Annotated in this window: 22 protein-coding genes; 12 read left to right on the top strand and 10 right to left on the bottom strand. The window is 67.3% G+C overall.

What is annotated here, in order from left to right:
* Positions 1-278: 278 nt before the first annotated feature.
* Positions 279-1,628: an aminodeoxychorismate synthase component I gene (gene pabB, locus ACTWJ5_RS11305; RefSeq protein WP_444438554.1), complete on the top strand. Its 1,350-nt coding sequence runs from the start codon at positions 279-281 to the stop codon at positions 1,626-1,628.
* A gap of 27 nt (positions 1,629-1,655) precedes the next feature.
* On the opposite strand, the gene ACTWJ5_RS11300 is transcribed toward pabB, so the two are convergent.
* From ACTWJ5_RS11300 to ACTWJ5_RS11285, 4 genes are read right to left on the bottom strand one after another with little or no spacing between them, the layout of a single operon-like run.
* Entirely contained in the window at positions 1,656-2,978 is a 1,323-nt protein-coding gene (locus ACTWJ5_RS11300) for a sensor histidine kinase (protein WP_444438553.1), read from the bottom strand.
* Complete coding sequence (locus tag ACTWJ5_RS11295; RefSeq protein WP_256514867.1) at positions 2,975-3,652, bottom strand: response regulator transcription factor; 678 nt, start codon at positions 3,650-3,652, stop codon at positions 2,975-2,977. The genes ACTWJ5_RS11300 and ACTWJ5_RS11295 overlap by 4 nt, the downstream gene beginning before the upstream one ends.
* On the bottom strand, positions 3,652-3,957 hold the full coding sequence (locus ACTWJ5_RS11290; protein ID WP_074986060.1) for a PepSY domain-containing protein: 306 nt from the start codon (positions 3,955-3,957) through the stop codon (positions 3,652-3,654). Before ACTWJ5_RS11290 ends, ACTWJ5_RS11295 begins: the two co-directional genes overlap by 1 nt.
* Positions 3,957-4,265: a PepSY domain-containing protein gene (locus ACTWJ5_RS11285; RefSeq protein WP_058070245.1), complete on the bottom strand. Its 309-nt coding sequence runs from the start codon at positions 4,263-4,265 to the stop codon at positions 3,957-3,959. Before ACTWJ5_RS11285 ends, ACTWJ5_RS11290 begins: the two co-directional genes overlap by 1 nt.
* A gap of 152 nt (positions 4,266-4,417) precedes the next feature.
* Between ACTWJ5_RS11285 and ACTWJ5_RS11280 the strand changes: the two genes are divergently transcribed.
* A complete protein-coding gene (locus ACTWJ5_RS11280; protein WP_444438551.1) occupies positions 4,418-5,497 on the top strand; it encodes a patatin-like phospholipase family protein in 1,080 nt (359 codons plus the stop codon).
* 359 nt (positions 5,498-5,856) lie between these two features.
* Here the strand turns inward: ACTWJ5_RS11280 and ACTWJ5_RS11275 are convergent, their stop codons facing one another.
* The 3 genes from ACTWJ5_RS11275 to hmpA are packed head-to-tail and all read right to left on the bottom strand — an operon-like array spanning position 5,857 to position 8,528.
* Positions 5,857-7,047, bottom strand: a complete 1,191-nt coding sequence (locus tag ACTWJ5_RS11275; RefSeq protein WP_253411937.1) for an NnrS family protein — start codon at positions 7,045-7,047, stop codon at positions 5,857-5,859.
* Complete coding sequence (locus tag ACTWJ5_RS11270) at positions 7,034-7,291, bottom strand: transmembrane sensor/regulator PpyR (protein WP_074986072.1); 258 nt, start codon at positions 7,289-7,291, stop codon at positions 7,034-7,036. Before ACTWJ5_RS11270 ends, ACTWJ5_RS11275 begins: the two co-directional genes overlap by 14 nt.
* A 55-nt stretch (positions 7,292-7,346) precedes the next feature.
* On the bottom strand, positions 7,347-8,528 hold the full coding sequence (gene hmpA / locus ACTWJ5_RS11265) for an NO-inducible flavohemoprotein (RefSeq protein WP_074986074.1): 1,182 nt from the start codon (positions 8,526-8,528) through the stop codon (positions 7,347-7,349).
* Between the two features lie 156 nt (positions 8,529-8,684).
* Here hmpA and norR point away from each other — a divergent pair, with 156 nt between their 5' ends.
* From norR to queD, 3 genes are all read left to right on the top strand, one after another.
* Positions 8,685-10,232 (top strand): nitric oxide reductase transcriptional regulator NorR, encoded by a 1,548-nt coding sequence (gene norR / locus ACTWJ5_RS11260; protein WP_253411935.1) that lies wholly within the window; start codon positions 8,685-8,687, stop codon positions 10,230-10,232.
* A 54-nt stretch (positions 10,233-10,286) separates the two neighbouring features.
* Positions 10,287-10,775 (top strand): carboxypeptidase-like regulatory domain-containing protein, encoded by a 489-nt coding sequence (locus ACTWJ5_RS11255; protein WP_444438548.1) that lies wholly within the window; start codon positions 10,287-10,289, stop codon positions 10,773-10,775.
* A gap of 86 nt (positions 10,776-10,861) precedes the next feature.
* Entirely contained in the window at positions 10,862-11,218 is a 357-nt protein-coding gene (gene queD / locus ACTWJ5_RS11250; protein ID WP_444438546.1) for a 6-carboxytetrahydropterin synthase QueD, read from the top strand.
* Between the two features lie 793 nt (positions 11,219-12,011).
* Here the strand turns inward: queD and ACTWJ5_RS11245 are convergent.
* Entirely contained in the window at positions 12,012-12,773 is a 762-nt protein-coding gene (locus ACTWJ5_RS11245; protein ID WP_074986078.1) for a GntR family transcriptional regulator, read from the bottom strand.
* Between the two features lie 385 nt (positions 12,774-13,158).
* Between ACTWJ5_RS11245 and ACTWJ5_RS11240 the strand changes: the two genes are divergently transcribed.
* Complete coding sequence (locus ACTWJ5_RS11240) at positions 13,159-14,508, top strand: NCS2 family permease (protein WP_043314301.1); 1,350 nt, start codon at positions 13,159-13,161, stop codon at positions 14,506-14,508.
* A 67-nt stretch (positions 14,509-14,575) separates the two neighbouring features.
* Positions 14,576-15,202, top strand: coding sequence for a LysE family translocator (locus tag ACTWJ5_RS11235; RefSeq protein WP_256514863.1), 627 nt, complete (start codon positions 14,576-14,578; stop codon positions 15,200-15,202).
* 375 nt (positions 15,203-15,577) lie between these two features.
* Here ACTWJ5_RS11235 and ACTWJ5_RS11230 read toward each other — a convergent pair whose 3' ends face one another.
* Positions 15,578-16,714 carry an IS481 family transposase gene (locus ACTWJ5_RS11230; RefSeq protein WP_135499969.1) on the bottom strand — a complete coding sequence of 379 codons (1,137 nt, stop codon included), beginning with the start codon at positions 16,712-16,714 and terminating at the stop codon, positions 15,578-15,580.
* Positions 16,715-16,920: 206 nt separating this feature from the next.
* On the bottom strand, positions 16,921-17,274 hold the full coding sequence (gene uraH / locus ACTWJ5_RS11225; RefSeq protein ID WP_009618677.1) for a hydroxyisourate hydrolase: 354 nt from the start codon (positions 17,272-17,274) through the stop codon (positions 16,921-16,923).
* A 410-nt stretch (positions 17,275-17,684) separates the two neighbouring features.
* Between uraH and puuE the strand changes: the two genes are divergently transcribed.
* The 5 genes from puuE (at position 17,685) to ACTWJ5_RS11200 (ending at position 22,172) form a co-directional block, all read left to right on the top strand.
* Positions 17,685-18,614: an allantoinase PuuE gene (gene puuE, locus ACTWJ5_RS11220; protein ID WP_444438543.1), complete on the top strand. Its 930-nt coding sequence runs from the start codon at positions 17,685-17,687 to the stop codon at positions 18,612-18,614.
* Positions 18,611-19,126 (top strand): 2-oxo-4-hydroxy-4-carboxy-5-ureidoimidazoline decarboxylase, encoded by a 516-nt coding sequence (uraD, locus tag ACTWJ5_RS11215; RefSeq protein ID WP_444438541.1) that lies wholly within the window; start codon positions 18,611-18,613, stop codon positions 19,124-19,126. Before puuE ends, uraD begins: the two co-directional genes overlap by 4 nt.
* A 40-nt stretch (positions 19,127-19,166) precedes the next feature.
* Positions 19,167-20,162: an allantoicase gene (gene alc, locus ACTWJ5_RS11210; RefSeq protein ID WP_444438539.1), complete on the top strand. Its 996-nt coding sequence runs from the start codon at positions 19,167-19,169 to the stop codon at positions 20,160-20,162.
* Between the two features lie 131 nt (positions 20,163-20,293).
* Entirely contained in the window at positions 20,294-20,800 is a 507-nt protein-coding gene (locus ACTWJ5_RS11205; RefSeq protein WP_074984827.1) for an ureidoglycolate lyase, read from the top strand.
* A gap of 52 nt (positions 20,801-20,852) precedes the next feature.
* On the top strand, positions 20,853-22,172 hold the full coding sequence (locus ACTWJ5_RS11200) for a urate hydroxylase PuuD (RefSeq protein WP_444438537.1): 1,320 nt from the start codon (positions 20,853-20,855) through the stop codon (positions 22,170-22,172).
* Positions 22,173-22,544 lie beyond the last annotated feature (372 nt).

Genomic DNA, 22,544 nt, shown 5'->3' with positions numbered 1-22,544 from the left:
GCAGCCTGGAGCTGGGGGCGGTACTGGTATTCGGCAGGCACCCCGGGGGGTGTCGATCTGGTACGCAGAAGGCTGCCGGCTGCGGTTTTTAGCACTACGTCCACGGCCTCTATCCCTGTTTCATTATCGTTGTGGTACGGAGCATGGCTTCCGCGGGATAATCCAATTCTTATCAGAATGCTTACCTTGCGTAAACCGAAGAGAAGGGCTCTAGCATCGACTCTTCGGGCGTGCGCAGGAATGGCTCTCAGCCTAGCCCAGGGTTCCTTTTCCTACCTATGTCCCGCTATTCCGTACACCCGCTCCCCTACCGGGAAGATCCGACGGCGCGCTTCGCCCGCATCGCCCAGGCACCCGGCGCCGTGCTCCTGGACGCCGGCAGGCCTGGCGCCAGTCGTGGACGCTATGACCTTATGAGCGCCTGGCCATTGGCAGAACTGGCGCCAAGTGCCGACGAATCGGCCAAGGCGTTCTTCGCCCGCCTGCGTACGGCGCTGCAGAGCCTCGGACAGGCCGACGCGGCGGAAATTCCGGACCTGCCATTCGTCGGCGGAATGATCGGTTATCTGAGTTACGACCTGGGACGGCGCATCGAACGCCTGCCGCAGCACAGCCGGGACGACCTCGGCCTGCCCGATGCGCGGGTCGGCCTGTACGCCTGGGCGCTGGTCACCGACCACCAGCGCGGCACCAGCCAACTGGTGTTCCACCCGCGCCTGGAGACCACCGAGCGCCAGCGCCTGCTGGCGCTGTTCGAGGCCGACGCGGCGGCGCCGGCGCTGCCGCCCTTCCGCCTGCACGCCGGCTTCCGGCCGGACCTGAGCCGCGAGCAGTACCGCCAGGCCCTGGAGCGGGTGCAAGGCTACATCCTCGCCGGCGACTGCTACCAGGTGAACTACACCCAGCGTTTCCGAGCGCCCTGCAGCGGCTCGCCCTGGCAGGCCTACCTGGCCCTGCGCGAAGCCTGCCCGACGCCCTTCGCCGGCTACCTGGGCCTGGGCGAAGGCGCCATCCTCAGCCTGTCGCCCGAGCGCTTCATCCGCATGCACCGGCGCCAGGTGGAGACGCGCCCGATCAAGGGCACCCGCCCGCGCGGCCGCACGCCCGCGGAGGACGCGGCCAATGCCGAGGAACTGCTGGCCAGCCCCAAGGACCGCGCCGAGAACCTGATGATCGTCGACCTGCTGCGCAACGACCTGGGGCGCAGCTGCACGCCCGGCACGGTGCGGGTGCCGGAACTGTTCGCGCTGGAGAGCTACCCCAACGTGCACCACCTGGTCAGCAGCGTGACCGGCGAGCTGGCCGCCGACAAGGACGCCCTCGACCTGCTGCTGGGCAGCTTCCCCGGCGGCTCCATCACCGGCGCGCCGAAGGTCCGCGCCATGCAGATCATCGACGAGCTGGAGCCGAGCCGCCGCGGCATCTACTGCGGCAGCCTGTTCTACCTGGACGTGCGCGGCGAGCTGGACAGCTCCATCACCATCCGCACCCTGCTGGTGAAGGACGGCCAGGTCAGTTGCTGGGGCGGCGGCGGCATAGTCGCCGACTCGGACTGGGAGGCGGAATACGCGGAGTCGCTGACCAAGGTGGACGTGCTGCTGCGCACCCTGGAACGCCTCGGCGACTGAACGGCGGGCGCAGCGCCGCGCAACGCGCTACGCCGCAGCCCGCCTCGGCAGCATCACCCGCACCCGCAGCCCGCCCAGTTCGCTGCCCTCCAGCGCCAGGCTGCCGCCGCAGGCCTCGGCGATGTCGCGGGCGATGCCCAGGCCCAGGCCGTGGCCGGCCACCTGCTCGTCCAGGCGGGTGCCGCGTTCGAGCACGCTGTCGCGCAGTTCCTCGGCGATGCCCGGGCCGTCGTCGTCCACCAGCAGGCGGTAGCCGTCCTCGCGCTTCTCCACTTGCAGACGCACCTCGCCGGCCGCCCACTTGCAGGCGTTGTCCAGCAGGTTGCCGAGCAGTTCCAGCAGGTCCTCGCGGTCGAATGGCAGGCGCAGGCCGGGCTCGGCCTGGCAGGTGATGCGCAGGTGCTCGCCGTGGATAAGCTGGAGCATCTCGCGCAGGCTGGGCAGCTCGGCGTCGCAGTCGAAATGCGCGCCGGGCAGCGCCTCGCCCACCAGGCGCGCGCGGCCCAGTTCGCGGGCCAGGCGCTGGTCGATCTGCTCCAGCTGCTCCTGCAGCACCCGCTTCAGCTCGGGGTGCTGCTGCAGTTCCTCGCGCTCGGCCAGGCTGATCAGCACCGCCAGCGGCGTCTTCAGCGCATGGCCGAGGTTGCCCAGGGCGTTGCGCGAGCGGCGCAGGGTTTCCTCGGTGTGCTGCAGCAGGTGGTTGACCTGCTCCACCAGCGGCTCCAGCTCCTGCGGCACCTGGGTGTCCAGTTGGCTGCGCTGGCCGTCCTGCAGCTGGGCGATCTGCTGGCGCACCCGCTCCAGCGGGCGCAGCGCGCGGCGCACCGTCAGGCGCTGGAAGAACAGGATCAGCAGCAGCGCCAGCGCCCCGGCGCCCAGGCCGATGTTGCGCAGGCGGTTGAAGCTCTTGAGGATCGGCGTGTAGTCCTGCGCCACGCTGATCTGCAGGCTGCGGCCGTAGCGCTTGTAGTCGCCGCGGAAGACCAGCAGGCGCTGGCCTTCCGGGCCCTTGGCCAGGCCCTCGCGCAGGCCCGGGTGGTCCGGCACCTTCAGTTCGTGGTCCCAGAGCGAGCGCGAGCGCCAGTCGGTCTGCTCGAAGTGGATCTGGAAGTAGCGCCCGGAGAACAGCCGCTCGTAGGCGCCGTCGACGCGCTGCGGGTCCAGCTGCAGCCCGGCCGGGCCGCGGATGATCGCCACCAGCAGGCTTTCCGCCTCGTCCTGCAGGCCGCTGGCCAGGTAGCGGCGCAGGCCCTGGTCGTAGAACCAGAGCCCGGCCTGGGCCAGCGCCAGGCCGACCACCAGCAGCACCGCGGCGAGGCCGAAACCCAGGCGCCGCTGGATCGAGATCAAGCCGCGCCCCCGCTGCTGCCGGTGAAGCGGTAGCCCTGGCCGCGGCGGGTCTCGATGATCTCGCGGCCGAGCTTGCGGCGCAGGTGGTTGATGTGCACCTCGATGACGTTGGAGTCGCGCTCGGTCTCGCCGTCGTAGAGGTGCTCGGCCAGGTGCGACTTGGACAGCAGCTGGCCCGGGTGCAGCATGAAGTAGCGCAGCAGGCGGAACTCGGCGGAAGTCAGGTCGACCTCGCGGCCATCCTGCTGCACGCACTGGCGCGCCTCGTCCAGGCGCAGACCGCCGGCCTCCAGCTGGGCCTGGTTGGCCACGCCGTGGGCGCGGCGCAGCAGGGCCTGGATGCGCAGGAAGAGTTCTTCGGGGTGGAAGGGCTTGGTCAGGTAGTCGTCGGCGCCGGCCTTCAGCCCGTCGATGCGCTCGGCCCAGGAACCGCGCGCGGTGAGGATCAGCACCGGGGTGGCCAGGCCCAGGCCGCGCCATTCGCGCAGCACGTCCAGGCCGGGGCGGCCCGGCAGGCCGAGGTCGAGGATGATCAGGTCGTAGGGCTCGCTGGCCCCCTGCACCGCGGCGTCGCGGCCATCGGCCAGCCAGTCCACGGCGTAGCCCTGGCGGCTCAGCCCGGCCAGCAGTTCGTCGGCGAGGGGGACGTGGTCTTCCACCAGCAGCAGACGCATCAGTCGTCTTCCTTATCCTTGAGGATGCGCCCGTCACGGGCATCCAGTTCCAGTTCGCGGACCACGCCGCCAGCGGTGAGCAGCTCTATCTCGTAGATGTAGGTGTCGTGCTCCTTCTCCAGCTCCGCCTCGAGCAGGCGCGAGCCGGGGTAGCGCTGCAGCGCGGCCGGCAGTATCGACTCGAAGGGGCGGATCACCCCTTCGCGGGTCAGGCGCAGGGCCTCGTCCTGGCTGAGGTCGTGGGCCAGCGCCGGCCCGGCGACGCACAGGGCGGCGAGCAGGGCGTAACGCAGAGGATAGGTCATCAGTGGTCCTGGCGGTCCTTGAGCACTTCACCGCTCACCGCGTCCAGCTCGACATCCCACTTCAGCCCCTGGGCGTCCTTGATGTCGACCTTGTACAGGTAGCGGCCGTGTTCCAGTTCGAGCTCGCTATCGTACACGGTTCCGCCGGCGTGCTTGGCCAGCGCGGCCTGGTTGAGACGCTGGAAGTCCTGGATGGTGCCGGCGTCGCGCAGGCGCAGGGCCTCGTCGGGGCCGATGTCGTGGGCCAGCGCCAGGCTGGAGGCGCCGAAAAGAGCGGTTGCGGCGATCAGACGGGTGAGGGTTTGCATGGGAAGGCTCCTGCGAATTGCCAATGCTCGCAGGCTATCGAAAGGCCATTAACTCAAGCTGAATGGATGCAGGACGGATCATTCACCGGATGAAGGATGCTGCCTAGGAAAATACAGCGCTTATAATCGCCGGCTCGCCAGAGAGTGCCCCCATGACCGCCATCCACATCAAGTCCCCCGCCCTCACCCTCAAGGCCGGCGCCCGCGCCCTGCGGCGCATCCGCGAACGCGGCCTGAGCCCCGCCGACGTCGGCATCCTGCCCGGCGCCGCCGGCGGGCCGAAGGCGCTGGGCATCCAGGGGCTGGACCTGGCGCTGTTCGGCGAATGGCTGCCGCGCGCGCCGCGCGAGCGCTCGCTGATCGGCGCCTCGATCGGCTCCTGGCGCTTCGCCAGCGCCTGCCTGGCGGACGCCGCCGCCGGCATCCGCCGCCTGGGCGAGCTGTACACGCAGCAGCGCTTCTCGCGCAACGCGGACATAGCCGAAGTCTCCGCCAGTTGCACGCGGATGCTCGACGACCTGCTCGCCGGGCAGGACGCCAGCGTGCTGGCCAACCCGCACTACCGCCTCAACGTGGTGGTGGTGAAGAGCCACGGGCGCCTGGCCGACGACGGCAAGCGCACGCTCGGCCTGGGCCTGGGCGCGGTGATCCGCGACAACATGCTCGGCCGCCGCCACCTGCACCGCCACTTCGAACGGGTGATCCTCCACGACGCGCGCCTGGCCCCGCCGCTGGCGCCGCTGCGGGACTTCCCCTCGCGCTGCCTGCCGCTGGACGTCGGCAACCTGCGCCATGCGCTGCTCGCCTCCGGCTCCATCCCGATGGTCATGCAGGGCGTGCGCGACATCCCCGGCGCCGGCCCGGGCACCTACCGCGACGGCGGCCTGCTCGACTACCATCTGGACCTGCCCTACGAGACCGACGGCGTGGTGCTCTACCCGCATTTCACCGACAAGGTCATCCCCGGCTGGTTCGACAAGGGCCTGCCCTGGCGCCGCGGCGACGCCACCCGCCTGCAGGACGTGCTGCTGCTGGCGCCGTCGCGCGAATACCTGGCGCGCCTGCCGCACAACAAGCTGCCGGACCGCAAGGACTTCAAGCGCTACCTGGGCGACGACGCCGGCCGCGAGCGCTACTGGAACAAGGCGATGGACGAAAGCCGGCGGATGGGCGACGAGTTCCTCGAACTGGTCGACGGCGGACGCCTGGGAGAAAGGTTGGTGCCGTTGTAGGGCGCATAACGCCTACGGCGTTATCCGCCGCTTGGCCTTGGCCATAATCCCACTCGTTGCCGGGCACGGAGCCGCCATCAAAGCCGCGCCAGGTTCAGCCATGCAGGGGCCGGCGAGGAAGGTGTAGCGGCGGATAACCGCGAACGGTTATTCGCCCTACGTCCATGGTGAGCTTGGCGTAGGGCGCATAACGCCTACGGCGTTATCCGCCGTTTGACCTTAGCCATAATCCCGCTCGTTGCCGAGCACGGAGCCGTCATCAAAGCCGCGCCAGGCTCAACAGGGAAGCACGTACGTAGGAGCGGACTCCGTCCGCGATGGGCCGAGCCCACACATGCCACGCCCCACAGATGAATCCCCTACCCCGGCTGCCCGTCGATCCGGGCCTTCCACAACATCGGCCCGTAGTACCCGGCGAAGATCAGGAACGCCAGCGACCAGCACAGCGCCGCCAGCAGCAAGCCACCCAGCGGCAGCCACCACACCACCACCACCCGCGCCAGCACGCCCAGGTTGAGCAGGGCGAAGCCCCAGGCCATCGCCTTCGGCGGCTGCAGCGCGCGGCCGGTGTGGCCGAGGCTGACGCGGGCGATCATCGCCAGGATCAGCCCGCCGACGCCGCCCACGGTCAGCGCATGCAACGGCAGGCTGGAGGGCAGCGCCGCACCGGCCGCGGAAGCCGCCAGGCCGAACAGCGCGAGGGTCATCCAGGCATAGGCCAGGTGCAGCGACCACAGCAGCGGCACGCTCCACAGGTCGCGGTCGTACCAGCGCACCAGGCGCACCAGGTGGCCCAGGCCGAGCAGGCCGAAGAGCAGCGCCAGCAACGGCCCCGGTTGCAGCGCCGGGCCGGTGGCGCTGAGCACCGCGAGCAGCGCGCCACCCAGCAGCAGCGCCCAGTCCAGCCACGGCCAGGCCGGCACCTGAGCGGTACGTCCCAGGCCGCGCTGGGTGAAGAAGGGAATCACCCGCCCGCCGATCAGGCTCATCAGCGCCACCACCAGCCACAGCGCAGCCAGAACGCCGCCACGCTGCCAGGCCTCGTTGCCCAGCGCCTGTCCAGCCATGACCAGGGCGTCGGCCAGGGTCAGCAGGACCAGCACCATCAGCACCGGGTAATTGCGCGTCTGCCGCACCTGGTAGAGGCTGCGGCCGACGAACCAGGCCAGGGCCGGCGGGAAGGCCAGCTCCAGCACCGTGGCCAGCCACCAGGGCGCGCCCAGCAGCCAGGCCAGCCGTGCCGCCAGCCAGAGCAGCGCCAGGTTGCGCAGCGGCGCACCGCTAAGACCGGGACGCCCGGTCCAGGTCTGCACCGCGGTGAGCAGGAAGCCGGCGATGATCGCCAGGGCGAAGCCGAACACCATCTCGTGGCGGTGCCAGCCCAGCCAGCCGCCCAGCGGCTGCCACGCGGGCAGCCAGCCGGCCAGCGCGGCGAGCCAGAGGAATATGGCGAGCGCCGCGAACAGCGCCCCACCGAGGAAGAAAGGACGGAAACCCAGCCGCCACAGCGGCGGAATCGCCAGCAGAACCTTGCGATCAACCAACAGCACAACAGACCTCCCAGCCCGGTTGGCGCATCTGCCGCTGGGCGATCAGGCGCAGCACGTAGCCCAGCTTGATGGCGGTCGGCCCAAGGACGGTCAGGGCGTGGGCGGCCACCAGTTGCGGCAGGTTGAGAAAGGCGTCGATGAAATAGGCGCCGAAGATGCCTCCCAGCAGCATAGCGGCCCCCGCGCTGAGCAGGGCGTTGGAATGGCTGAGATTGCGTTGCGGACAGGAGAAGAAGCCTTTCATCACACACCTCCGGTAGTTCGGGGTGGCCGGCCCGCATGGGCCGGCCGGTCTAGCCTCAGGCCTCCAGCGCGCTGGCGGGGCCGAAGAACTCGTAGTGGCACTGCTTTTCCGGCACGCCCAACTCGCGCAGGAGGCGCTTCACCTGGGCCATGAACGGCTTGGGCCCGAGGAAGTAGGCGTCCAGGTCGCGCTGCTCCGGCAGCCAGTTGCTCAGCAACTGCTGGCTGATGAAGCCCTCGGCATCGGCCTGGTCCTGCTCGCGCGGCTCGCTGTAGCAGAAGAAGTGCAGCAGCGTCGGGTGCTTGCGCGCCTGGTTCTCGATGAACTCGCGGAAGGCGTGCACGCCGCCGTGGCGCGCGCAGTGGATGAAGTGCACCACGCGGCCGGCGTCCAGCGCCTGCTGCAGCATGGCCAGCGACGGGGTGATGCCGACGCCCGCGGTGATCAGCGCCAGCGGCTTGTCGCTGTCGCCCAGAACGAAGTCCCCGGCCGGCGGGAACAGGTCGATCTCGTCGCCTTCCCGGAGCTGGTCGTGCAGGTAGTTGGAAACCCTGCCCTCGGGCTCGCGCTTGACGCTGATGCGGTACTCGCGGCCGTTGGCCGGGGCCGACAGCGAATAGTTGCGGCGCACTTCCTCGCCATCCAGGTCCAGGCGCAGGCCGATGTACTGGCCCGGCTCGAAGTCCAGCAGCGCGCCGCCGTCCACCGGTTGCAGGTAGAAGGAGGTGATTTCCTCGCTCTCGGCCACCTTGCGCGCCACGCGGAAGCGCCGCGCGCCGCGCCAGCCACCCTCTTCGGCGGCATTGCGGGCGTATACCGACTCCTCGGCTCCGATCAGGATGTCGGCCAGTTGCTGGTAGGCGGCGGCCCAGGCGGCGATCACCTCGTCGGTGGCGATCTCCTCGCCCAGCACTTCGCGGATGGCGCGCAGCAGGCAGGCGCCGACGATAGGATAATGTTCCGGCAGAATCTGCAGCGACACGTGCTTGTTGACGATCTGCCCCACCAGCGGGCCGAGGCGCTCCAGTTCGTCGATGTGGCGGGCGTACATCAGCACGCCGTTGGCCAGGGCCCGTTGCTGGTCGCCGGAGGCCTGGTGGGCCTGGTTGAAGAGCGGACGCACCTGCGGATACTCGGTCAGCATCAGCTGGTAGAAGTGCCGGGTCAGGGCTTCGCCACCGGTTTCCAGCAGCGGGACGGTCGCCTTGATCAGGGTGCGTTGTTCGTTGGACAGCATGCGGATCTCCTTGGAACGCAAGACAGGGTGGGAACTGCCTGTAATCCTTCAGAAAACGTGCCAAGGCCGGCGGCCAGTATTCGCGGGACTTCCGCGGCGTCAGAAGTCATAATGACCAGCAATCATTCGAGTCATACGGACTACATAGAGGTCATAATGACCAGCAATCCCTTGCTTGCCACCCTGCTCCCCCTGGTCGACGACCTGTCCCGCGAACTGCCCGACGAAGAACGCTACCGCCGCCTGCTCGAAGCCCTGCGCGAACTGCTGCCCTGCGACGCCAGCGCCCTGCTGCGCCTGGAAGGCGAGCAGTTGGTGCCCCTGGCGGTGGACGGGCTGAGCCCGGACACCCTCGGCCGCCGTTTCAAGATCGCCGAACACCCGCGCCTGCAGGCCCTGCTGGAACGCCCCGGCCCCACCCTGTTCGACGCCAACTGCGGCCTGCCCGACCCCTACGACGGCCTGGTGGAAGGCGTACACTTGGAAGTACACGACTGCATGGGCTGCCCGCTGTACCTCGACGAGCAGCCCTGGGGCCTGCTGACCCTCGACGCCCTCGAGCCCGGACGTTTCTCCAGCGGCGACCTGGACAACCTGCAGGCCTTCGCCAGCCTGGCAGCGGCCACGGTGAAGGCCAGCCAGCGCATGCTCGACCTCACCCTGCGCGCCGAGCACGAACAGCAGCGCGCCGACGCCTACCAGCGCGCCGCCGGCGAGGCCCCGCGCGAACTGGTCGGGCAGAGCCCGGCGCACCGCCAACTGGTGGACGAAATCAAGCTGGTGGCCGGCAGCGACCTCAGCGTGCTGGTCACCGGCGAGACCGGCGTGGGCAAGGAACTGGTGGCCCAGGCCATCCACCAGCGCTCGCTGCGCCACGCCCAGCCGATGATCAGCCTGAACTGCGCGGCGCTGCCGGAAACCCTGGTGGAGAGCGAACTCTTCGGCCACGTGCGCGGCGCCTTCTCCGGCGCCGTGGGCGAGCGCCGCGGCAAGTTCGAACTGGCCGACGGCGGCACCCTGTTCCTCGACGAAGTGGGCGAGCTGCCGATGGCGATCCAGGCCAAGCTGCTGCGCGTACTGCAAAGCGGCCAACTGCAGCGCCTGGGCTCGGACCGCGAGCACCGCGTGGACGTGCGCCTGATCGCCGCCACCAACCGCGACCTGGCCGCGGAAGTGCGCGCCGGGCGCTTCCGCGCCGACCTCTACCACCGCCTGAGCGTCTACCCGCTGCGGGTGCCGCCGCTGCGCGAACGCGGCAACGACATCCTGCTGCTGGCCGGCTACTTCCTCGAACAGAACCGCCCGCGCCTGGGCCTGCGCAGCCTGCGCCTGAGCGCCGAGGCCCAGGCCGCCCTGCTCGGCTACCCCTGGCCGGGCAACGTGCGCGAACTGGAACACCTGATCGGCCGCGCCTCGCTCAAGGCCCTGGCCTCAAGCCCCGAACGCCCGCGCATCCTCACCCTGGAGCTCGACGACCTCGGCCTCGAACAGGGCCTGCACCTGCCGGAAACCGGCAAGTCCGCCCCCGCCCGCGAGCTGCCCAAACCCGGCATCGAACTGCGCACCGCGCTGGATGACTTCCAGCGCCAGCTGATCGCCGCCAGCCTGCAACGCCACACCGGCAACTGGGCGGCCGTGGCCCGCGAACTGGGGGTGGACCGGGCCAACCTGAACCGCCTGGCCAGGCGCCTGGACCTCAAGTGAGCCGGGCCTGGGCTATCTTTGCAGACGCATAGCCCATGCCCCGGAGAAGCCTTCATGCGCCACCTGTTCGTCGCCCTGCTCGGCCTCACCCTGGCCGGCTGCATCTCGCCCAACCAGGGCCGGCCACTGAACTTCGACGAGTTCCCCAGCGCCGAGTACCAGGCGCTGGCGGTCCACGGCAACGGCAGGATCGACGGCCGCGCCTTCCTCAAGACCCGCGCCGGCACCCTGAAGCCGGCGGCCGGCAAGGACGTGGCGCTGATCCCGGCGACGCGCTACATGGCGCCGCTGTACAAGGCCTACCAGGAGCGGCGGCCGCTAGGCGAGCCCGACGCCCGGGCGAAGATCTACACCCGCACGGTGCGCGCCGACGCCGAGGGCCGTTTCAGCTTCGCCCAGGTGCCGGCGGGGCGCTATTACCTGAGCTGCGAAGTGACCTGGGAAACCACCGGCGCCAATGGCCCGACCACGGTGGGCGCGGCCGTCATGGCGCCCTTGACGCTGCGCGAGGGCGAGGAAGTCCAGGTCGAGTTGACGCGCTGAGCCGCCGACGGGGTGTGCCCAGCCGGCCGGCAAAGTGGGTACAATGGGCGGTTGCAATTGCCCACTGATGATCTGAAGGCCACCTCTTGGAACTGTTCAAGGAATTCACTTTCGAGTCCGCCCACCGCCTGCCCCACGTCCCGGAGGGCCACAAGTGCGGCCGCCTGCACGGCCATTCGTTCCGCGTGGCGCTGTACATCGAGGGCGAGGTCGACCCGCATACCGGCTGGATCCGCGACTTCTCCGAGATCAAGCAGATCTTCAAGCCGATCTACGAACAGCTCGACCACAACTACCTGAACGACATCCCCGGCCTGGAAAACCCCACAAGCGAGAACCTCTCGCTCTGGATCTGGCAGCAGGTCAAGCCGCTGCTGCCGGAGCTGTCGCGGGTGCGGGTGCATGAGACCTGCACCAGTGGGTGTGAGTATCGCGGGGACTGATGCTGTGTAGCGCGCTGCTTCTCGTAGGAGCGAGCTTGCTCGCGAAGGGTGTTTGCCGGTAGCGATGGTGCTGGGTTCAAGAGCGCCCTCTCCCCAACCCTCTCCCTGAAGGGAGAGGGGGCTGTCCTGAGCGACGTGTCGGTCAGGCGCCATCCTCCCACCCCTAACCTCACCCAGTCATTCCCGCGAACGCGGGAACCCAGTTGCCTTGGCTTGGGTGTTTCTGCGCCGCTCCGAGTTTGCCCGACCTTCTTGTTTCGCCCCCTCGGGCGAGTCCCTTTTGTCAAACGCCACAAAAGGAACCAAAAAGGCTTGCCCCAACATACGGGCCCGATAAAGCCGGGCTACCCTCACGAATTCCCCCGCCACGGAGGCCCGCCCCGAGGGTACGTCCCTGTAGCCCGCGGGGCTCTCGCGACATCCATGTCGCATGACCTCCTGAGCGCGGGTTTCGCTCGGCCTTCTGAAGGGGCGTTCCGGTGCGCTCGGATATCCCTCTGGAAGTCCAAGAGCAAGGGCGGGCACTGCTCTTCGTAGGAGCGAGCTTGCTCGCGAACCCCGCAGTCACTGGGTTATTCCCCTTCGGGCCAGCGCAAGCGCTGTTCGCGATGGAGCCGCGTCCCGCGTTCGCGGGAATGACGGGGTTTAGGTTGGGTGCGACGGGCCAAAGCTCGCAAACGAAGCCACAGCCCCTCCCAAATGAAAAATGCCGTTTCTCCCAGACAGAGAAACGGCATTCTTTCTTAAGCGAACAGCGTTACGCACTCAGGCGGGGCTTTTTCATAGGCAAACCTCAACGCGCCGCGCTACGCCCGCCCTTCTTCTTGCCACCGAGCAGGTGCGAGAACACCGCGTGCAGGTCGCCCGAGGCGCTGTCGCCTTCCAGGTTCAGCTTGTCGTCGATGTGCGCCATGTGGTGCATCATCAGGGTCACGGCCTTTTCCTTCTCGCCCTTCTCGATGGCGTCGAGGATTTCGTTGTGCTCGTCGAACGAGCAGTGCGAACGGCCACCCGCCTCGTACTGGGCGATGATCAGCGAGGTCTGCGACACCAGGCTGCGCTGGAAGCTGACCAGCGGGGCGTTCCTGGCCATTTCCGCCAGCTTGAGGTGGAACTCGCCGGACAGACGGATGCCCGCGCCGCGGTCGCCGCGGGCGAAGCTGGCCTGCTCCTGCACCACCATCTCGCGCAGCTCGGCCAGGGTTTCGGCGCTGGCGTTGTCCACCGCCAGCTCGGTGATGGCGCGCTCGACGGTGCGCCGGGCGAAGAGGATCTGCCGGGCCTCGTCGATGCTCGGGCTGGCCACCACCGCGCCGCGGTTGGGGCGCAGCAGCACCACCTGCTCGTGAGCCAGGCGCGACAGGGCGCGGCGGATGATGGTGCGGCTGACGCCGAAGATTTCGCCCAGGGCCTCTTCGCTCAGCTTGGTGCCCGGCGCCAGACGCTGTTCGAGGATGGCGTCGAAGATGTGCGCGTAGACGATCTCGTCCTGCGTGCCGGTACGGCTCTTGCCGTTGCGCGCCGGCTTCTTGATCTGTTGCAGCGGGTCGGTCATGGATCCTCAACCTTGTTGGGCGGACCGGCGGCCTGGGCAATCCGCTACCAGGTACGCGGGCGCGACGAAATGATGGCCACCAGTGTACACAAAATGCCCAGCACCGCGCACCCGGCGCATCCCCCTTGCCATGCGGCATTCAGCCGTCCCCTCTGGACAAATTCTGCGCAACGCCTGAACGAATCTTCCGATGAATTGTTTGGAAGAAGGCGGGAGATAGGTACGAAACATTATTTGATTTTTTTGTATACAACCTCATAATCGCCGGCGTGACTTCCTGACTCGCAAGTCAAGAACACACCCTCAAGCCTTCCGCCGAGCCAGGGACGCAGGTGAACCAGCCGACGGCAAGGACCAACAACAAGAGCGTTGAGGAGTACCCGCTGTGGAAAGCACCAAACAAGAACAACAAACCGCTGTCGCCTCCAGCCCACCCGCCACCGGCCTGCTCGAACGCCTGTTCAAGCTCAGCCAGCACGGCACCACGGTGAAGACCGAACTGGCCGCCGGCCTGACCACCTTCATCACCATGGCCTACATCATATTCGTCAACCCCAACATCATGGCCGACGCCGGGGTCAACCACGGGGCGGCCTTCGTCGCCACCTGCCTGGCCGCCGCCCTGGGTTGCTTCCTGATGGGCCTGTACGCCAACTGGCCGGTGGGCCTGGCGCCGGGCATGGGCCTCAACGCCTTCTTCACCTACACCGTGGTCAAGACCATGAACTACAGCTGGGAGATCGCCCTGGGCGCGGTGTTCATCTCCGGCGTGCTGTTCATGGTGCTGACCTTCTCGCGCATCCGCGAATGGCTGCTCAACAGCATTCCGCCGAGCCTGCGCTTCGCCATGGGCGCGGGGGTCGGGCTGTTCCTCGGGCTGATCGGTCTCAAGACCGCCGGCATCGTGGTCGCCAGCCCCGCCACCCTGGTGCACCTGGGCGACCTGACCAAGCCCGGCCCGCTGCTGGCGGCGATCTGCTTCCTGATGATCGCCGTGCTGGAATACCGCCGGGTGTTCGGCGGCATCCTCATCAGCATCCTCACCGTCACCGTGGCCGGCATCGCCCTGGGCCTGGTGCAGTTCGGCGGGGTGTTCTCCATGCCGCCGAGCCTGGCGCCGACCTTCCTGGCCATGGACATCGCCGGCGCCTTCAACGTGACCATGATCAGCGTGATCCTGGCCTTCCTCTTCGTGCACATGTTCGACACCGCCGGCACCCTGATGGGCGTGGCCCAGCGTGCCCACCTGGTGCGCGAGGACGGCCGCATCGAAAACCTGTCCAAGGCGATGAAGGCCGACAGCACCTCCAGCGTGGTCGGCGCCGTGCTCGGCGTGCCGCCGGTGACCAGCTATGTGGAAAGCGCCGCGGGCGTGGCCGCCGGCGGCCGCACCGGGCTGACCGCGGTGACCGTCGGCGCGCTGTTCGTCGCCGCCATGTTCTTCGCCCCGCTGGCCGGAATGATCCCCGCCTACGCCACCGCCGGCGCGCTGATCTACGTGGCCATGCTGATGATGGGCGGCCTGGCGCACATCGACTGGCAGGAGCACACCGAGACCATCCCGGCCATCGTCACCGTGATCATGATGCCGCTGACCTTCTCGGTGGCGGACGGCATCGCCATGGGCTTCGTGACCTACGTGGCGATGAAGGTCTTCACCGGCCGCCACAAGGACGTGACCGTCAGCCTGTATGCACTCTGTGCGATATTTGTAGCCAAATTCATCTTCCTGTAATCTGGAGCGGCCCCGCCACGGCCCCGACGCATGCCTGCGTCGGGGCCTTTGCATTCGAGAGCCCGCGATGAACCTGGAAACCTGGCTGCTCTACAGCAGCGCCGCCCTGATCGTGATCCTGATTCCCGGCCCGCTGTCGCTGCTGATGGTCAGCAACAGCCTCAACTATGGCCTGCGCCGTTCGCTGCCGGCCTTCCTCGGCGGGGTCAGCGCCTCCATCTGCCTGCTCAGCGCCTCGGCCCTGGGCCTGGGCGCGCTGCTGCTGGCCTCGGAGAAGCTGTTCAGCGTGCTCAAGGTGCTGGGCGCGCTCTACCTGTTCTACCTGGCCTGGCAGAGCTGGCAGGAATCCCGCATCGCCGGCCAGCCGCGCGCCGCCGAGGAGATGCCGGTCAACCCGGGCTTCCGCGGCCTGTACTGGAAGGCCTTCGGCCTGGGCGCCAGCAACCCGAAGGACATCCTGTTCTTCGCCGCCTTCCTGCCGCAGTTCCTCAAGGCCGACCACCCGCTGTGGCAGCAGCTGCTGGTGATGATCCTCACCTGGGCGCTGCTCGACTTCGCCTGCAAGCTGTTCTACGGCCTCAGCGCCCGCGGCGCCGCGCGCTTCTTGCGCTCGGGCAAGGGCCAGGCCTGGTTCAACCGCGGCAGCGCCGCGCTCTTCGCCACCGCGGGCGGGGCTTCGCTGCTGAGCCGCTGAGGTCCATAGAACCGTTCGCGAGCAAGCTCGCTCCTACAGGTGCCAAGGCTTTTCGTAGGAGCGAGCTTGCTCGCGAACGGTATTTACCGGCAGCAATGGTGTTCAGGGTTGATTCCGCTCCCTCTCCCCAACCCTCGACTGCGCGCCCCGCCCTGAAGGGAGAGGGAGCTGTCCGGTGCAGACGAGAGGTTCGGTGGCAACCTGTAGGAGCGGGCCCTGCCCGCGATTTCGCGCGCAGGGCACGCTCCTACATGGGAACGCGGTGGGGGTGGAGCGAAGCGATACCCATCGCCATTGCCCGATGGGTTTCGCAAGTGTTCTGCCGGGACACATAGGTAACGCCTGTCGGGACACATGGGTAACGGTTTCCCATGGTCACTCCGGCTGCCTGAGGTCGACCTGCCGGACCGTTTTGTTGATGAAAATGATGTCGAGTACGCCATCCTCCTTGGCGGGGCGGATGGCGACTCGCTCACCCGCCAGACCTTCGCTGACGAATACCATTCGGCCATCGAGGCGAATCTGGCCCTTGGTATGTACCGTCAGCACCCGCTCTCCGGGCTCGTACTCCACTTCCAGCAACTTTTCCGGGTATGGCCTGGGGCTGCTCCGGTAACGCGTCAAGGGCGGCTTCTGGCCCAGCGCCTGATGCGGACGTTGCTGATTGTACTGTTCCAGCCAGCGGTCCATACCCGCCTGGCATTGCTCCAGGGTGCGGAAGTGCGCGTCGTGCAGCAGCTCGCGCTTGAGCGTCTGATGGAAGCGTTCGAGCTTGCCTTGGGTCTGCGGATGGTGAGGCCGGCTGTGTCCGACCTTGATGCCCAAGCGCATCAACCAGACTTCCAGAGCCGAGAGGCCGCCGCGACGGGTTGAGCCCCAGGGTGGGCCGTTGTCGCTGGTAATGCGCCGGGGCAGGCCATAGCGCCGGAATACCCTGATCAGTTGTTGGCGGACCGTTTCACGCCGCTCGTCAGCACAGGCCGCCAGGCACAGGGCAAAGCGTGAGTGGTCATCGAGCAGCGTCAATGGATGGCAATGCTGGCGCTGGCCGAACAGCGCAAAGTGCCCCTTGAAGTCCATCTGCCAGAGGTCGTTTGGCGCCTCGTGCTCGAAGCGCGATGTCGCGGCAGGGCCGGCGTCGGCCCCATAACGCAACGGCCGGCCATGCCGGCGCAGAATCGCATCGAGCGTGCTGTGATGCGGACGTGCAGACTCGTCACCCGACATCAGGCTGCGCAGTTTGCGGCCGCCCCAGGCGGGATAGGCCTCATGCAAGGCCAGGACAGCGTGCTCCAGGTCCTCGCTGCTACGGCGGGGGCAACTCAAGGGACGCCGGGACTTATCCAGCAATCCCGGTTCGCCTTGCTCTTGGTAGCGTCGAAGCCACTTGTAGGCTGTTTTCGGACTGATCTCGAAGCGCCGGCACAGCTCCCGCACGTTGGCATCAGGCTGTTCTGCCAGGAGAACGAACTCATATCGACTGGACACAGGTGTGCACTCCTTCCACGGCATCGCTCGATCTCCCGATACGGCAATTCCGTGATCCTAAATGCGTTACCTATGTCTCCCGACACCTGTTACCCATGTCTCCCGGCAGAACACAAGTTCAACCCATCCTACGAAAGCATCTCGGCGCAAGAACGCACAGGCAAAAAAAGACCCGCCAGAGGCGGGCCGATGGGACTCCACGAAGAGTCGGGTGGGAAGTCGGTGGCGGCCTAGCTGCCGCGGTAGGTCGAGTAGCTGTACGGCGAGATCAGCAGCGGCACGTGGTAGTGGTCGCTTTCCGAGGCGATGCCGAAGCGCAGCACCACCTGATCGAGGAAGGCCGGTTGCGGCAGTTGCACGCCACGGGCGCGGTAGTAGTCGCCGGCGTTGAACTGCAACTGGTAGACCCCGGCGCGGAAGTCCTCGCCCTGCAACAGCGGCTCGTCGCAGCGGCCGTCGTCGTTGGTCACGCGGGTGGCGACCAGTTCCAGCTGCTGGCCTTCCACGCGGTAGAGCTCGACCTTGATGCCATGGCCGGGGCAGCCGTGGGCGGAATCCAGTACGTGCGTCGTCAAACGTCCCATGGGCTCTGGGCATCCCCGGCGCGGCCGGCGGACGCCGTCCTCCTTCTCGGTGTGGTGTGGGTTGCACCCCGCAGGCAGCGGCCGGCCGGGTGGGTTGGATGGGACGAAAATACGCCATCACCAAAACATTGTATACAAAAAATTCGCTCCAGCGCCCCGAAACGGCGCCAGCGCACCAGCACGCGGCATTTCGATCCATCGCCGGAACCAGGAAGGCCACAGCCCGCCAGGCTGACCGTTCGGGCAGGTAATTTGCTTGTTCTACCGACGGATGCGGATGACGACGGATGGCGAAATCGGCGCGCGGGATTGTATTTACATTCGACCACACAACTTGTATACAATATCTCGCAACACGGTGGCGCACGCCCTACCGCCCCACGCCGCCCCCAACAAGAAGGAACACTGCAGTGAGCGCTGACTACCCACGCGACCTGGTCGGTTACGCCGACAACCCTCCCCACCCGCACTGGCCGGGCGACGCCCGCATCGCGCTGTCCTTCGTGCTTAACTACGAGGAAGGCGGCGAGCGCTGCATCCTCCATGGCGACAAGGAATCCGAGGCCTTCCTCTCCGAGATGGTCGCCGCCCAGCCGCTGCAGGGCGCGCGCAACATGAGCATGGAATCCCTCTACGAATACGGCAGCCGCGCCGGCGTCTGGCGCCTGCTCAAGCTGTTCAGGAAGTACGACCTGCCGCTGACCATCTTCGCCGTGGCCATGGCCGCCCAGCGCCACCCGGACGTGATCAGGGCGATGGTCGCCGCCGGCCACGAGATCTGCAGCCACGGCTACCGCTGGATCGACTACCAGTACATGGACGAGGCCCATGAGCGCGAGCACCTGCTGGAGGCCATCCGCATCCTCACCGAGCTGACCGGCGAGCGCCCGCAGGGCTGGTACACCGGCCGCACCGGCCCGAACACCCGGCGCCTGGTGCGCGAGGAAGGCGGTTTCCTCTACGACTCCGACACCTACGACGACGACCTGCCCTACTGGGACCCGGAGAGCACCGCCGAGAAGCCGCACCTGGTGATCCCCTACACCCTGGACACCAACGACATGCGCTTCACCCAGGTGCAGGGCTTCAACAAGGGCGACGACTTCTTCGAATACCTCAAGGACGCCTTCGACGTGCTCTACGCCGAAGGCGCCGAGGGCGCGCCGAAGATGCTCTCCATCGGCATGCACTGCCGCCTGCTCGGCCGCCCGGCGCGCCTGGCCGCGCTGGAGCGCTTCATCCAGTACGTGAAAGGCCACGAGAAGGTCTGGATCACCCGCCGCGTCGACATCGCCCGCCACTGGCACGAAAAGCACCCGTTCAAGGAGAGCCAGGCATGAGCCGCTTCCAGACCCTCACCCCGGCCAGCCTCGACCGCGCGGCCTTCGTCGCCGCCTTCGCCGACATCTACGAACATTCCCCCTGGGTGGCCGAGAAGGCCTACGACCTGGGCGTGGACGAGAACCTCAACGACATCGAGAGCCTGCAGCAGCGCATGGCCGACATCCTCCTGTCAGCCAGCCATGAAGCCCAGCTGGCACTGATCAACGCCCACCCGGACCTGGCCGGCAAGGCCGCGGTGCGCGGCGAGCTGACCGCCTCCAGCACCTCCGAGCAGGCCGGCGCCGGCATCCACGAATGCACTGCCGAGGAATTCGCCCGCTTCAACGAACTCAACGATGCGTACAAGGCGAAATTCGGCTTCCCCTTCATCAAGGCGGTGAAGGGCAGCAACCGCCACCAGATCCTCGCGGCCTTCGAGGAGCGCATCCACAACACGCCGGAGCAGGAATTCCAGACCGCCCTGGCCGAGATCAACAAGATCGCGATGTTCCGTCTGCAGCAGCTGTGAGCGCGCAGGACCGGACTAACACGTCACCAAGGAGAACAAGATGAGAACCTACAACGCTCCCTTCGAGAAATTCGTCAACCTGGCCGACGAGCGCCTGGGGAGCAAGGTGATCAGCGTCACCGACGAATGGTTCGCCGCTGCCAGCCGCATGCTGCAGCCCACCCCCGCGGTGTGGAAGGAAGGCGTATTCGACGACAACGGCAAGTGGATGGACGGCTGGGAATCCCGCCGCAAGCGCTTCGAAGGCTATGACCACGCGGTGATCCGCCTGGGCGTGCCGGGCTCGATCAAGGGCGTGGACATCGACACCAGCTTCTTCACCGGCAACTTCCCGCCGTCGGCCTCCCTCGACGGCTGCTTCGTGGCCGAGGGCGAGCCGAACGACGACACCCAGTGGACCGAAGTGCTGTCCTCCGTCGAGCTGCAGGGCAACAGCCACCACTACCACGAGATCAGCGACGAGCGCCCCTACACCCACCTGCGCCTGAACATCTACCCGGACGGCGGCGTGGCGCGCCTGCGCGTGTACGGCATCCCGTTCCGCGACTGGGCCCAGCAGAACCCCAACGAGCAGGTCGACCTGGCCGCGGCACTGAACGGCGGCCGCGCCCTCGCCTGCTCCGACGAACACTTCGGCCGCATGAGCAACATCCTCAACCCCGGCCGCGGCGTGAACATGGGCGACGGCTGGGAAACCGGCCGCCGCCGCACCCCGGGCAACGACTGGGTGATTGTCGCGCTGGGCCACGCCGGCATCGTCGAGAAGATCGTCGTCGACACCCTGCACTTCAAGGGCAACTACCCGGAGAGCTGCAACATCCAGGCGGCCTTCGTGAAGGGCGGCACCGACAGCCAGATCGCCACCCAGAGCCTGTACTGGCGCGAACTGCTGCCCAGCCAGAAGCTGCAGATGCACAACGAGCACACCTTCATCGAGCAGATCAAGGAACTGGGCCCGATCACCCACGTGCGCCTGAACATCTTCCCGGACGGTGGCGTCAGCCGTCTGCGCCTGTTCGGCAAGGTGGCCAGGTAAGCGAAACACCGCCGTCGTCCCCGCAGGCGCGGGGGGCCAGAGACACAGGGCTCCCGCGTTCGCGGGAGTGACGGAAGAAGCGGTTCCCGGGCCCCGCCCGGGTTCAGTACAACGAATACAAGTGACCAGCCATGCGTACCCTGAAGATCGAACCGTTGACCAAGGAAGCCTTCGCCCCGTTCGGTGATGTCATCGAGACCGAGGGCAGCGACTACTTCATGATCAACAACGGTTCCACCCGCCGCTATCACAAGCTCGCCACGGTCGAGACCGCGCAGCCCGAGGATAAGGCGATCATCAGCATCTTCAGCGCCGAAGCACTGGAGATGCCCTTGCGCATCCGCATGCTGGAACGTCATCCGCTGGGCAGCCAGGCCTTCATCCCGCTGCTCGGCAACTCCTTTCTGGTCGTGGTCGCGCCACTTGGCGACGTACCTGTACCGGGTCTTGTCCGCGCCTTCCTGAGCAACGGAAGGCAGGGCATCAATTACCACCGCGGCGTCTGGCACCACCCGGTGCTGACGATCGAAAAGCGGGATGACTTCCTGGTGGTCGATCGCAGCGGTTCCGGCAACAACTGCGACGAGCATTTCTTCACCGAGGACGAGCAACTGCTCCTCGACCCCCAACTAAACTAATAAGAGAGGCCCGTCCGCCGCGACGCCGGCGCCCGGGCAAGAGGTAATGACTGTGGAAGCACATCTCATCGAATGGGCGAACCTGCTGGTTCGCTGGATTCACATGATCGTCGGCATCGCCTGGATCGGTGCCTCGTTCTACTTCGTCTGGCTGGAAAACAACCTCAACCGCGCCAACCCGCGCGAGGGGCTCTCGGGTGACCTCTGGGCGATCCACGGTGGCGGCATCTACCACCTGGAGAAATACAAGCTGGCGCCGCCGAAGATGCCGGACAACCTGCACTGGTTCAAATGGGAGGCCTACTCCACCTGGCTCTCGGGCGTGTGCCTGCTGACCATCGTCTTCTACCTGAACCCCAGCCTGTACCTGGTGGCCCCGGGCAGCGACCTGGCGCCCGCCGCGGCCATCGCCATCGGCATCGGCTCGCTGATCGCCGGCTGGTTCATCTACTCCGGCCTGTGCGACTCGCCGCTGGGCAAGACCCCCGCCCTGCTCGGCGCCATCCTGTTCGCCCTGCTGGTGCTCGCCGCCTACCTGCTCAGCCAGGTGTTCAGCGGCCGCGGCGCCTACCTGCACGTCGGCGCGATCATCGGCACCATCATGGTCGGCAACGTGTTCCGGGTGATCATGCCGGCCCAGCGCGCGCTGGTTAAGGCCATCGAGGAAGGCCGCGAGCCCGACCCGGTGCTGCCGGCCAAGGGCCTGCTGCGTTCGCGCCACAACAACTACTTCACCCTGCCGGTGCTGTTCATCATGATCAGCAACCACTTCCCGAGCACCTACGGCAGCCACTACAACTGGCTGATCCTGGCGTGCATCGCGGCGCTGGCGGTGATCGTGCGGCACTACTTCAACACCCGCCACAACGGCAACGGCATGGCCTGGGCCCTGCCCGCCGGCGCCGTGGGCATGATCGCCCTGGCCTTCGTCACCGGCCCGACGCTGCAGAGCGCCGCCCCCGCCGGCAACGCCGCGCAGGTGCAGTACCAGCCGCTGCCGGAAACCGCCATCGGCGGCAAGACCGCCGCCGAACGCGCCAAGGAAGAGGCCGACAAGCCCGCCGCCGCACAGGCCCCGGCCCAGGCGCAAGCCGCCGGCGCCGGCGGCAATGGCGACTTCGAGAAGGTTCATCACGTCATCCAGGAACGCTGCACCGTGTGCCACTCGGCCAAGCCGACCAGCCCGCTGTTCAGCGCCGCCCCGGCCGGCGTGATGTTCGACACGCCGCAGCAGATCCAGGCGCAGACCGCGAAGATCCAGGCGCTGGCCGTGGCCTCCCAGGTCATGCCGCTGGGCAACATCACCCAGATGACCCAGGAAGAGCGCAACCTGATCGGCTCCTGGATCGCCAAGGGCGCCCAGACCAACTGAGCCACCGCGGTTCGCCGGAACCAGAAAGACCGCACCTCCGGGTGCGGTTTTTTTATGCCCGCAGGCTCTTCGTAGGAGCGAGCTTGCTCGCGAACCACCCAGACACCCAAACCACCCTCGTCATTCCCGCGAACGCGGGAAACCAGCGGCGTTCACGGTACGGGTCGCGCCAGTCTCTGGTTCCCCGCGTTCGCGGGGATGACGGGGTTAAGGGAGGAGGTAGGGCAAGGTTCGCGAGCAAGCTCGCTCCTACAAAGAGCCACCGTGCCTCACGACGAGCTGTAGGAGCGGACTCCGTCCACGATTCCGCCGGCAAGGCCGGCGCCCGATATTCCGCCTGCACCAACGGCTCCCATGTAGGAGCGCGCCCTG

The organism is Pseudomonas sp. A6 (assembly GCF_052367875.1).
Classification (GTDB): Bacteria; Pseudomonadota; Gammaproteobacteria; order Pseudomonadales; family Pseudomonadaceae; genus Pseudomonas; species Pseudomonas citronellolis.
This window is presented reverse-complemented; position numbering and strand designations above follow the sequence as displayed.

What these genes read in the sequence shown, in the direction of transcription:
- pabB (WP_444438554.1), top strand. Translation starts at nt 279, where the DNA reads ATGTCCCGCTATTCCGTACACCCGCTCCCCTACCGGGAAGATCCGACG.
- ACTWJ5_RS11295 (WP_256514867.1), bottom strand. Translation starts at nt 3,652, where the DNA reads ATGCGTCTGCTGCTGGTGGAAGACCACGTCCCCCTCGCCGACGAACTG.
- ACTWJ5_RS11290 (WP_074986060.1), bottom strand. Translation starts at nt 3,957, where the DNA reads ATGACCTATCCTCTGCGTTACGCCCTGCTCGCCGCCCTGTGCGTCGCC.
- ACTWJ5_RS11285 (WP_058070245.1), bottom strand. Translation starts at nt 4,265, where the DNA reads ATGCAAACCCTCACCCGTCTGATCGCCGCAACCGCTCTTTTCGGCGCC.
- ACTWJ5_RS11280 (WP_444438551.1), top strand. Translation starts at nt 4,418, where the DNA reads ATGACCGCCATCCACATCAAGTCCCCCGCCCTCACCCTCAAGGCCGGC.
- ACTWJ5_RS11270 (WP_074986072.1), bottom strand. Translation starts at nt 7,291, where the DNA reads ATGAAAGGCTTCTTCTCCTGTCCGCAACGCAATCTCAGCCATTCCAAC.
- hmpA (WP_074986074.1), bottom strand. Translation starts at nt 8,528, where the DNA reads ATGCTGTCCAACGAACAACGCACCCTGATCAAGGCGACCGTCCCGCTG.
- norR (WP_253411935.1), top strand. Translation starts at nt 8,685, where the DNA reads ATGACCAGCAATCCCTTGCTTGCCACCCTGCTCCCCCTGGTCGACGAC.
- ACTWJ5_RS11255 (WP_444438548.1), top strand. Translation starts at nt 10,287, where the DNA reads ATGCGCCACCTGTTCGTCGCCCTGCTCGGCCTCACCCTGGCCGGCTGC.
- ACTWJ5_RS11245 (WP_074986078.1), bottom strand. Translation starts at nt 12,773, where the DNA reads ATGACCGACCCGCTGCAACAGATCAAGAAGCCGGCGCGCAACGGCAAG.
- ACTWJ5_RS11235 (WP_256514863.1), top strand. Translation starts at nt 14,576, where the DNA reads ATGAACCTGGAAACCTGGCTGCTCTACAGCAGCGCCGCCCTGATCGTG.
- ACTWJ5_RS11230 (WP_135499969.1), bottom strand. Translation starts at nt 16,714, where the DNA reads ATGCCGTGGAAGGAGTGCACACCTGTGTCCAGTCGATATGAGTTCGTT.
- uraH (WP_009618677.1), bottom strand. Translation starts at nt 17,274, where the DNA reads ATGGGACGTTTGACGACGCACGTACTGGATTCCGCCCACGGCTGCCCC.
- uraD (WP_444438541.1), top strand. Translation starts at nt 18,611, where the DNA reads ATGAGCCGCTTCCAGACCCTCACCCCGGCCAGCCTCGACCGCGCGGCC.
- alc (WP_444438539.1), top strand. Translation starts at nt 19,167, where the DNA reads ATGAGAACCTACAACGCTCCCTTCGAGAAATTCGTCAACCTGGCCGAC.
- ACTWJ5_RS11205 (WP_074984827.1), top strand. Translation starts at nt 20,294, where the DNA reads ATGCGTACCCTGAAGATCGAACCGTTGACCAAGGAAGCCTTCGCCCCG.